Here is a 10,448-nt window from a genome sequence, read left to right on the forward strand (position 1 = left end):
ACTACGAACGCTGCGCCTCAACACTTGCCGCAATGCACACCATCGCCTTCGCTGGCTTCATGCTCAGAAACGCAGCTAACCTGCTCATGCAAAGTGCATAACACCCTCTAGTCATCATCGCGATTGCGCGGCGTCTCGTCACAATCGCAAATGCTGTCCTGAAAACAGGCCTGCCGTGGCGCATTAGCCCCGTCGTTTAAACACAGTTGCTAGAAATATGGTCGTGTCGAAGGACGACGAGCGGCGGCCCGGATTTTTGCCTGTCTGCGTACTGGGCTGGAAGTTTTTTCGAGCGGCATTCTGAAAACAGCCCCGCCTGCAGCGATTTTCCAGAAATGGCAGAAAAGTACGCCCTTCTCTCGCACCATACGTTCCGATGCAATGGTTGTGCTGGCGAGGGGGATATGATCATGTTAATGTGACTACTGTAGTCACGGGAGGCTTCGATGCAGGAAATCCAGATCAGGGACGCCAAGGCCAATCTGTCGGCGGTGATCGATCACGCCACGCAGGGCGAGCCGTCGATCATCACGCGCCACGGCAAGCCTACGGCGGTGGTGCTGTCCTATGAAGAATACCGCAGGTTGAGTGCTGTGCCCTCGTTCGGACGGCTGCTCATGTCCCTTCCCGAGGAGATCGAGACGGAACGAGGCGGCGAGGGACTGCGGGACGTGGCGTTCTGACGTGTATCTGCTCGATACGAACGTCATTTCAGAGGCCGCCCCGTCAAAAAAGGTTGCCAGTCCTGAACTGCGCTACTGGATGGACGCGAATAGCGATAGACTGTTTCTCAGTGTGATTACTGTCGCGGAAATCGTCGCCGGGATCGAGAAGGTGAAACGCGCAGGGCATGAGGCAAAAGCCGCACGGCTGGGCGAATGGCTGGCGACGCTCGTGCATCTTTACGCCCGGCGGATATTGCCGGTCGATCTTCCTGTGTCGCAGGCGCTGGGAACGCTGACCGATCAGGTGCGGGCGCGTGGGCATGATCCACAAATGAGCGATCTCACGATTGCCGCGACGGCCCGCGTTCATGGCCTGACCGTCCTGACCCGGAATGTGCGGCATTTTCAGTTGCCTGAACTCGTGGTGGTCAATCCCTTTGAAGAACTGCCAGACAACCCTCTCCGGCAAACGTGACCGGACCGTCTCTTCTTCGTTTTTCTTTCTGAACGCCACGGCTATGCTGCTTATAGATCTGATACTCCGCACGGTTTTTTGTATGTTGCAGGAACTCTTGCGCCAGGGCGTGTCGTCAGTCAGCGCCCGGCGATATCAGGCTTGTACTCCCGTTTGATCTGTGATGTTTTCTCTCTGTTTTTCGGAAGGTATTGTGGATGCGTCGGTATGGTCTGAGTGACGGTCAGTGGGAACGGATCAGGGATCTTCTCCGGGGTCGTGAGGGCCATGTAAGCGGTGCGGCTACAGACAAGTCCTGGAGCCTAATGATCAGATTTCCCATTGCATTGTTAGTTCTGTTTTTAGTGTCATGTTCCCCGAAAAAGAATCCATGTAATTCTTTTTCGGAATCCCCCATATCCGGTATTGGGCAACTTATTGTTATACCGGAGAAAATGAGTATTACTTACCGAAATGGCAATATGGAACAATTAGACTGGGCTGCATTTTCTTCCGACGTTCTTCCGTCCGATCGCCTTGCGATGCCAGCCAAACTCAAAATCCATTTTGAAGGTGTCCGCACTTCTAATCCTGGCCGGTGTGGTTATCTCGGCCAGTATCAGCATGTAATGAAAATCACATCTGCAACTATTATTGAGTGACTGCTGTCGATCTAAATTTTGAAAAATTATATTTTATCCCGATCAAAAACCGACACTCGGCCCCTGGTCTCGTGACTGCCCGTTCGCCGACTTCTCGATCTCTTTGGCGAACTGCTTCTGCCGTCCGAGGCCACGATGAACGCAGCCCCCACTTCCTGCTTGTAAGTGTAATCCTGGCTGAGGCCATGCGGCTCGTCCGTCGGTTCCTGACCGGCACGATAGGCGATAGCCACCACGACCGCACGAACGCGAGATGGATTTGACGAACAGATGACAGATCGCCGCGACCGGCTGTGTTCAGGAAGGATTCTGAGAAGGAACGTTCCTCACGCGCGCATTGCGAAGTAACGCCAAAGTGCGCCCTTCACTCCTTCGTGGCAAGGGTTATAATTGTATTATGAGCAGAGACCTTTATAGAAAAACCGCGATGATAGCGGGATATCTTGGTGTCTTTTTCTTCTTATGCATTAACTGGATTTACGCATTACCTCTGCTCTGGACGGCTATCGTTTTTTTCGTCCTATCCTGCAGAAAAACATGAAGGAAATCAGAAGTGCACCCTCTCGAACGCGTCAGGCAACGGGCCGAACAGGCCAAAGCTCGTTAGCAGGCTTTGCTCGCCCGACAGAATGCTGAGGAGCGCAAAAGGGACACCCGCCGCAAGGTCATTCTCGGCGGCCTTCTATCTCGGTTATGAGAGGACAACAGGCTTTGCGTCTCCCGAAGGCATCAGACGTGATGAGGCTGAACGATATACTGCGGGAAATCCGGCGAGCTATCAGTGGAGTCTGGAGGGTGACTGGACAATCGGACCATCTGTTCGCCGATGGCACCAATGACCGTCTGAAGTTGATGGACAAGACGACTTATCTGGATTTCATCGTCGAGATTATCCACCGTGACGGAACAAAGGGCTTCGAGGTGTTGCCGCGACGCTGGGTGGTCGAGAGGATCTTCGGCTGGATGACCCGCTGGCGCCGGCTCGTGCGTGATTACGAGCGCCGCGTCGACGTGTCACAGGCCATGATCTTCTTCGCCCTGGGCGCCAATCTCATGCGCAGAAATGCTCACCCGTGATTTTCCAAACAGGCTCTGAGAAACTGATCAAACCCCTGTCTTCTGATACTAATGTGGTAGAATAAATATGAACTTACTTGATAATAACGACCTACATGACGGCGAGATAGTTTGTATAAATGCAGAACATTCTAAGTATGAACTGAAAATAAAGATAATACATCAAGATGGATCAACAACAGATGTTGCATTTAATGGAGTGATCGCTTTTAGATGTGAAGATTTTACAATGCAGAATATTGTTAATCGCTTCTGGTTATATTCAGGAATATATTCATCGGACACAGATTTAGATGAATGGCTGAACTGGACTACAAGTTTAACCGATGCTCCGTCATGGTTAAAAGGCGACAGCAGGAAGCGGGTAGTTGATGATTGTCGACAAGGTAAATTACTGGTGTCAGCCTTTATACCTTCTGCCGGAGCATAGATCGGGATTATCTATAAACAGCATACGCTGCAATCTGGTCTGAGGACCCATTCTTTGAATTAGGCTCAGGACCCATTGATTTGATTACGGAAATCTGATTCAGGCTCTGTGAGGAGACTGGAGATGAGCGACCTGTACTGGCTGACGGACGAACAGATGGATCGTCTTCGGCCCTTTTCCCAAAGAGCCACGGCAGACCCCGCGTTGATGACCGCCGCGTGCTGAGCGGCATCATCTTTATGAACCGGAACGGCCTGCGCTGGCGCGATGCACCCCGGGGAGTACGGTCCACATAAGACACTGTACAACCGCTGGAAGCGCTGGGGTGCCATGGGGACTTCACCCGGATGATGGACGGGCTGGCTGCCGGGAAGGCAGACCCTCATAATTGATGCGACGTATCTTAAGGCGCACCGCACGGCTTCGAGCCTGCGGCTAAAAAAGGGGATCCAGACCGCCTGACCGGCCGCACCAAAGGCGGGATGAACACGAAGCTGCATGCCGTCACCGATCAGAACGGACGACCGCTGAGCCTCTTCACGACAGCAGGACCGATCAGTGATTATACCGATGCCTCTGCCCTGCCGGACAGTTTTCCTGCAGCACAATGGATGCTGGAAGATCCCGGGTATGATGCCGACTGGTTCAGGGACGCCCTGGAAGAGAAAGGGATCAGACCCTGCATTCCAGGACGGAAATCTCGCGGAAAACCGGTCAAGTACGACAGGCGGAAATACAAACAGCGCAACCGCATCGAGCTCATGTTCGGAAGGCTCAAGAACTGGCGGCGTGTGGCAACACCGTATATTTGCTGCGCTCACGTCTTGATGTCCGCAATCCACATCCCGCCATGCTTCGCCCTCTGGCTCCAGGAACGAGTCCTGGGCCTCACCTCATCCATAAATTGCGTTTCACCGGAACATATGAAGAACATGGATTGCTTTCGGGGACAGATTCTGCCATCAGGGCAGAGATAAACCTCGTGTGACCCTGATCTGAAAGAATGCCCATGCCATCGCGGACCGATTTCAGCCTGCTGCGTGATCGGGCAGGCCTTACGCTGCATCAGGCGGCTGAAGAACTGGGGCTGGGGGAACGGACGGTGTACCGTTATGAAAATACCCCCGGCACGCCGAGCCGGACCGCTCTCAATTTCCTGCGTCACATTGCCGATGAGCGCCTCCGGGCAAAAGAAAAAGACAGGGTCGATTTCCGTTTTATCGATCTGTTTGCCGGTATAGGCGGCCTGCGGATCGGTTTTGAGGAAATCGGCGGTCGATGTGTCTTTACATCCGAATGGGACAGATTCTCACGGCAGACCTATGCCCTGAACTATCCGGACAATCATGAGATCAGTGGTGATATCCGCCCGTTTGCGGAGGATCCCTCGCTGATTCCGGAACATGATGTTCTGCTGGCAGGTTTTCCATGCCAGCCGTTTTCGATCGCCGGGGTTTCCAAGAAAAATTCGCTGGGGCGGCCCCATGGCTTTCTGTGTGACACGCAGGGAACCCTGTTTTTCGATACAGCTAGAATCATCGCCCATCACCGGCCGGCAGCCTTTCTGCTGGAAAATGTCAAAAACCTTGAACGGCACGACAGGGGACGGACTTTTGCCACTATCATGCACGTTCTCGAAGAAGAACTTGGTTATCATGTGCAGACGCGCGTGATCAGTGCGGCATCATGGGTGCCGCAGAAACGCGAGCGTATTTTTATTGTCGGGTTCAGGGAGAAAACGGACTTTGACCTGAAATCTCTTGTCGTTCCTCCGGCAGACAAGGGACCGAGACTGGGTTCGATCCTGCAGCCTGATGAAGAGGTCGATCCAAAATACACACTTACGGAACATCTGTGGAATTATCTTCAGAACTATAAGGCTAAGCATGCGGCCGCGGGTAACGGCTTCGGTTTCGGACTGTGCGGGCCAGGCGATATCGCGCGGACACTTTCTGCCCGATATTTCAAGGATGGATCTGAAATCCTGATCCAGCAGGAGGGGAAACGGCCGCGCCGTCTCACACCGCTGGAGTGCGCGCGTCTTATGGGTTTCGATCGTGGCGACAGGCGGTTCCGTATCGGCGTTTCGGATACGCAGGCCTATCGCCAGTTCGGAAATGCGGTTGTGGTGCCGGTCATCGAATTCCTGGCCAATGCCATGAAGCCCCACATACGCTCGGCTCTGGCACGGGAACACCGGGACAGCAGAGATGAGACTTCAGACATGAGATCTGTTCATGATCAGACCGCCGCTGTTGCGTGACATCGTTTCACTGAAACAGGTCTGTTGACGCCGTACGCAGCCTGCTCTGCGTGATGCTGGCTGGCGCGTGGGAACCCTACGGGAATGCGCGATGCGGCGGGGAAAGGACGTCTTCCCATGGAAGTCATTCCTGAAGCCTGTTCATCATGGCTGAAAACGGATGCTTCCGAACCTGAAATCAGAGGACAGTAACGGGTGAGACGGGGACAGCTTTCGGATCAGTTTGAAGGGGTTGTGGCAAAAAGGCTGACCGAGGTTGAAACCCGTCCGGACAGGTCCAATCAGCATGAACTGAATGGCTCCGCGCCTCTGAGGAAGCTTCTGGGTGACGACGACCGTCGGAATATTCCGGCCAGGTTCATATGGCTGGGCGAGGAAGAAGCCGCCATTTCCCTTGATGGCATGCTGAGCTGGTATGACGCCCGCCGGAAGCATCCCGTTCGCACCGAGTATCGGCTTTATTATCGTTCCAACGAAGTGACGGAGGTCATGGCTCCGGGAGACGTGTTCTTTCTGGCGATGAGGCAGGACGGAAGCGCCCTTCTGATCGTTGTGCCGGCAGACAGCACCGTCCAGAATCAGCTTCTCTGGCTGTTCGGGCTTGATGACCTGTCGGGAACCGATTTTTCTTTCCAGGAGATTGAAGGGGCGCACGACCCCGAGCTGGACTTCGCGGCCCGTTACATTCTCGATGAACTGGGAGTGGAGCCGGAAGAGCCTGAGGCGGATATTCTTGATACGCTGATTGAGCCGTTTGGTCTCAGATTTCCCACGACACGTGTTTTTTCCGAACTTGCGCGTTCTTCCCTGCCGGATATTTCGGCGCACGATGATCCGGACGGGGCACTGGTTGAATGGATGGAGCGTGAAGAGCAGCTGTTCCGCAGACTGGAGCGGCGGGTCGTTGCGGAGAAGATCAATGGAGGCTTCCAGTGCGCCGGGGGAGCGGATGTCGACGGTTTTCTTGCATTCTCGCTGAGCGTGCAGAACCGGCGTAAGGCCCGCGCAGGGTCCGCACTGGAAAATCATCTTGAAGCGGTGTTCCAGGCCAACGGGATCCGGTATGCGCGTGGCGCTGAGACAGAAAACCGTAATAAGCCTGATTTTCTGTTCCCCGGAAAAGCGGCCTATGCAGACCCACTTTTCCCGGCTGACAGGCTGACGATGCTGGGCTCGAAATCGACGCTCAAGGACCGCTGGCGACAGGTACTGTCAGAAGCGGTAAGGATCAGGAAAAAGCATCTTCTTACGCTGGAGCCTGGCATTTCCGAAAACCAGACGGATGAGATGCGGGTAAAGGAACTACAGCTTGTGCTGCCGGAGAAGCTGCATGCCACCTTCAGACCATCCCAGCAGGCATGGCTGATGAATGTAGGTGAGTTTATCGGTCTTGTCAGAAGGCGGCAGGATACACGGTGATCTTATGCCCATGGAAATCGGGGTAAATTATTCCATCTTCAGGCTGAGCAGCCAGTCATCCGTCACTGGCTCTCTTTTTTCTCCCCGGATGAATGCGTCCATGCGGGCCGCGACTTCAGTGTGAGGCATGCCAAGAGTGCCGAACGATGAGAAATCTGTTGCCTGCAGCGGATAGAATTTTAATCCTTTACGACCGGTGAAAGACGTGTCTGCTCCTGAATAACATGGAGGCTGCCGCATTATTGAGAGCGCGTCTCCGCAGGTGATTTCACGCCCTGTTACAGCAGCCGAATTACGGGCAGTCATGTTATTGGTCAGAAACATCGAACCCGTTTCCTTGTCCCAGCGTGGCTTGACGATGATGGTGTGAAGTGAACGAAGACCGCAATGTGCCAGCCGTCTGATCATCCTGAGTTCGCCATCATTCAGACCGAAAGTAAGAGGTCTGCCGGACATCGGATATTTATGCTTGATTTCGAGATGCCAGAGCTGATTGCCCTGCAGGTAAATGCGATCGACATTCCAGACATACTGAAACCAGGGCTGAATACCGAAGTTCAGGAATATCCTCGGCAGAATAACGCGTTGACCGAGTTCGGCCCCATAATGTGCTGACAGATAGCCCCAGAAACTCTGATTGATGCGCTTTGTATCCCTGACAGATGCATCAATATCGAATGCTGAAGGCTCATTTTTTCCCGACAGTTTTTGGGCCAGTTCAGGAAGGGAGTACCATGTGGAAACCCGTTTTCCGTCCCTGCATTCGGCAGCAGTGAAAACTTTCCGGGCACTGTCACAACGAACCAGTATGACCCGGTAATGCTGTCCAGGTGCGGCGAGATATCGTCCCAGTCCCACCGGACTTCCTCTGTCCCACACGAAAGCGCAGGTAACATTATCTCCAGGATTGACCGCTATTGCCGTGTCGGCATCAATTAGCCGGGGAACATCTTTCTGGTCGCCCGGGAATGTTTCAAGATACTGATCGAACAGACTTTCGATCACCAGGCCTTCCGCGAGGCGATGTTTGTCCAGAGCGAGAATACGTCGGCATACGTCATGATCCGAAAGATCAAGTTCTGTCAGGTCGCCTAACGGGGTCTGCATTTCTTCTGACGTCTCTGCCAAAAGTATCTGTGGAGCGCTGCATCGAATATCTCAGATTATATGTGACCTCGATACGGCTGACGTCATTTTGATATATAAACAGACAACGGCACACACCTCGTCGCCAGTGGGCACGGAAGAAAATCCTTTCAGAGAGTGTCGTCAGTTTTTTGACCGTGTCACCGTCCGTGATGGCTGGGCAGATTACTGGTCAACGTCAGAGCACCAACTTTACAGATCGTGAGCGCAATGCAACAAAAAAGGTGAAAAGAAAAAGTCGCATAATAAAGCTTAGACCAACTTATATTCCCCTAAATTGCATTGAGGCAATACTTATACCGACTTGGCAGGTGACGCGAAACGATCGCAATTATCTTGTCATATAACATAAGAAAACGGTGGCAGAGACTGATCCATTGTCAGAGCTGGCAGCGCGACATGCGGCCTTCCCACAGGATGCGCAGGATTCCCGACAACAGTCGTAAAGGGCGCGACCGACTTCAGCACGATAGACCCTGCTCCTACTTTTGCACCTTCGCCAATCTCAATATTACCGAGAACCTTTGCTCCCGTGCCTATCAGTGCGCCGCGCCTGATCTTCGGATGCCGATCACCGGATTCTTTTCCCGTTCCACCAAGAGTTACATTCTGCAGCAGGGCAACGTCGTCTTCGACCACAGATGTTTCGCCGATTACGATGCCCGTGCCGTGGTCAAACATGATTCTTTTTCCCAGTCGGGCAGCCGGGTGAATATCTACTGCAAATACTTCGGACGCTCGACTCTGGATGTATTGTGCCAGCGACCGTCGATTCTGATGCCAGAGCCAATTGGCCAGACGGTAGGCCTGCACTGCATGAAATCCTTTAAAAAACAGAAACGGCACCATATGATTAGTTGCTGCAAGGTCTCTTTTCCGAATGGAATGCAGATCCGCGGCCATTATATTTCCAACATCGGGCATTGCCCGGAGGAAATCTCTGACAAGACTAAAAATAACGGATTTGCGAATGAAATCGTTGCTCAGTTTACGCGCAAGAAGATAGGCCAACGCTGATTGAAGATCTGGCTGGTCAATAATACTTGGTCGCGTAAGATCTCCGAGGACCTCATCCTCATTATGGCGCGCTTCTTTCCGTACTTCCTGCCACAGATCTTCTGCCGTGGGAGATATAGCCTCAACATTGTTGAAAGACATGTTATGAGCTACGTTCACGCCACCAGATTCCAGATAGGAACGCAGACTTGTAATTGCTGCCCCCTCCATAGAAAGCTCTCCCCATAAGAATATTCAGCCGACAACATCCAGTGAGTCAGACAGATTCTGTTCTGACTAGATATTCAACATCTCCATTTTCAAAACATGTAATACTGTTTCAATATTCAAATAAATATTTCCTATTCATCTATGTGTAAAATACACAGAAAAAGCGTATTATATTATTAAATTTTCTATACTCTAAAAAAAACAGCTTGTTGCGTCAGATATATCCTCCGGATCGACTATCCCTACCGAGAAAAGCCAGATCAGCAGCACTACAGGAAGTATGCATGCAATAGTCCACCCAGTTATATTGCACCGGTCAGGATATATCTTTTTGTTTTTCCTTAATGAATTAATGTCGTTCATAGTGTTTTCATGCGGATAATCATTAGTTCAGAGAGAATTTTTTAACTCGTGTTTCAAATAAAATAGAATACGTGCTGCGTTCTCCTGTCATGACGAACATCACCATCACTTAATATACATGTGTATTCCATAGAGATAACATTAATATTTATCATAACAAACTTATTAAATATTTATGTTCTATACGAACCTGTTCACTATGGCTCACGAGCCAGTATCCTGTAATGCTATTTCTCAAAGTCAGATTAATGTAATGTACAGTTGTAGAGTGTATGGATTAATAATAGAAATATAGATGATTTATATTATTATTAATAATATTTTTTAGAATCAGGCCTCTTTACGGCATAATCTGTATGTGATTCCAATATTCTATGAAGGATTGGAATCAGCCGACTGCCGATGCTGAGCCGCGATCAGATGCAGGTTTTGCAACCCTGTTACCCCGCGCATGGGCTTTGCGTCGTATGGATGATCACCGGGATCATTTATGTGATCCGTCATGGATTGCAGTAGAAGGATGCGCCCATATGGTTTGGACCATACAAGATGCTCTGTAACCGGGTCATCCGCTGGGGCGGGCAGAGCCTATTTCGGAGATCCAGAAACCCACGTGTCTTGGGCAGATGTTCTAGAGCTTTTCCACTTTAATCTGGTTCATATCCTGTGGCTGTAAAGAAACTGGCGCATTGGCTGGGAGTGAAAGCGTGAAGCAGAGCGCCGACGGTGTCCCACAGAGCAC

At 51.6% G+C, this 10,448-nt stretch carries 9 protein-coding genes and 4 pseudogenes; 11 read left to right on the top strand and 2 right to left on the bottom strand.

Annotated features, from left to right (window positions below; genetic code table 11):
- Nucleotides 1-446 precede the first annotated feature (446 nt).
- From GOB85_RS17430 to GOB85_RS17470, 11 genes and pseudogenes are all read left to right on the top strand, one after another.
- Nucleotides 447-683 (top strand): type II toxin-antitoxin system Phd/YefM family antitoxin, encoded by a 237-nt coding sequence (locus GOB85_RS17430; RefSeq protein ID WP_173578703.1) that lies wholly within the window; start codon nt 447-449, stop codon nt 681-683.
- Between the two features lies 1 nt (nt 684).
- Nucleotides 685-1,140 (top strand): PIN domain-containing protein, encoded by a 456-nt coding sequence (locus GOB85_RS17435; protein ID WP_173578704.1) that lies wholly within the window; start codon nt 685-687, stop codon nt 1,138-1,140.
- A gap of 197 nt (nt 1,141-1,337) precedes the next feature.
- Nucleotides 1,338-1,430 (top strand): annotated as a pseudogene (locus GOB85_RS19455) (IS5/IS1182 family transposase); the annotation flags it as partial.
- Between the two features lie 144 nt (nt 1,431-1,574).
- Nucleotides 1,575-1,781, top strand: coding sequence for a hypothetical protein (locus tag GOB85_RS17440; protein ID WP_173578705.1), 207 nt, complete (start codon nt 1,575-1,577; stop codon nt 1,779-1,781).
- A gap of 553 nt (nt 1,782-2,334) precedes the next feature.
- Nucleotides 2,335-2,466 (top strand): annotated as a pseudogene (locus GOB85_RS19460) (mobilization protein); the annotation flags it as partial.
- A pseudogene (locus GOB85_RS19830) lies at nt 2,411-2,536 on the top strand (hypothetical protein); the annotation flags it as partial. The pseudogenes GOB85_RS19460 and GOB85_RS19830, both read left to right, overlap by 56 nt.
- Nucleotides 2,475-2,858, top strand: coding sequence for a transposase (locus tag GOB85_RS17450; protein WP_338421800.1), 384 nt, complete (start codon nt 2,475-2,477; stop codon nt 2,856-2,858). The pseudogene GOB85_RS19830 and the gene GOB85_RS17450, both read left to right, overlap by 62 nt.
- A 67-nt stretch (nt 2,859-2,925) precedes the next feature.
- The gene (locus GOB85_RS17455; RefSeq protein WP_173578707.1) at nt 2,926-3,288 is read left to right on the top strand and encodes a hypothetical protein; all 363 of its coding nucleotides are present in this window, start codon (nt 2,926-2,928) and stop codon (nt 3,286-3,288) included.
- Nucleotides 3,289-3,411: 123 nt separating this feature from the next.
- Nucleotides 3,412-4,157, top strand: a pseudogene (locus GOB85_RS17460) (IS5 family transposase); the annotation flags it as partial.
- A 140-nt stretch (nt 4,158-4,297) separates the two neighbouring features.
- Nucleotides 4,298-5,551, top strand: a complete 1,254-nt coding sequence (dcm, locus tag GOB85_RS17465) for a DNA (cytosine-5-)-methyltransferase (protein ID WP_242011610.1) — start codon at nt 4,298-4,300, stop codon at nt 5,549-5,551.
- Nucleotides 5,552-5,746: 195 nt separating this feature from the next.
- Complete coding sequence (locus GOB85_RS17470) at nt 5,747-6,970, top strand: type II restriction endonuclease (RefSeq protein ID WP_173578709.1); 1,224 nt, start codon at nt 5,747-5,749, stop codon at nt 6,968-6,970.
- Nucleotides 6,971-6,997: 27 nt separating this feature from the next.
- Here GOB85_RS17470 and GOB85_RS17475 read toward each other — a convergent pair whose 3' ends face one another.
- A complete protein-coding gene (locus GOB85_RS17475) occupies nt 6,998-8,077 on the bottom strand; it encodes a hypothetical protein (protein ID WP_173578710.1) in 1,080 nt (359 codons plus the stop codon).
- Nucleotides 8,078-8,455: 378 nt separating this feature from the next.
- A complete protein-coding gene (gene cysE / locus GOB85_RS17480; RefSeq protein WP_173578711.1) occupies nt 8,456-9,274 on the bottom strand; it encodes a serine O-acetyltransferase in 819 nt (272 codons plus the stop codon).
- Between the last annotated feature and the right edge of the window lie 1,174 nt (nt 9,275-10,448).

The sequence above is a fragment of the Acetobacter fallax genome (genome assembly GCF_011516735.1).
GTDB lineage: Bacteria > Pseudomonadota > Alphaproteobacteria > Acetobacterales > Acetobacteraceae > Acetobacter > Acetobacter fallax.

Bases quoted from the DNA above. Each gene is read 5' to 3' on its own strand.
- GOB85_RS17475 (WP_173578710.1), bottom strand. From the start codon at position 8,077: ATGCAGACCCCGTTAGGCGACCTGACAGAACTTGATCTTTCGGATCAT.
- GOB85_RS17430 (WP_173578703.1), top strand. From the start codon at position 447: ATGCAGGAAATCCAGATCAGGGACGCCAAGGCCAATCTGTCGGCGGTG.
- GOB85_RS17450 (WP_338421800.1), top strand. From the start codon at position 2,475: ATGAGAGGACAACAGGCTTTGCGTCTCCCGAAGGCATCAGACGTGATG.
- GOB85_RS17455 (WP_173578707.1), top strand. From the start codon at position 2,926: ATGAACTTACTTGATAATAACGACCTACATGACGGCGAGATAGTTTGT.
- cysE (WP_173578711.1), bottom strand. From the start codon at position 9,274: ATGTCTTTCAACAATGTTGAGGCTATATCTCCCACGGCAGAAGATCTG.
- GOB85_RS17440 (WP_173578705.1), top strand. From the start codon at position 1,575: ATGAGTATTACTTACCGAAATGGCAATATGGAACAATTAGACTGGGCT.
- dcm (WP_242011610.1), top strand. From the start codon at position 4,298: ATGCCATCGCGGACCGATTTCAGCCTGCTGCGTGATCGGGCAGGCCTT.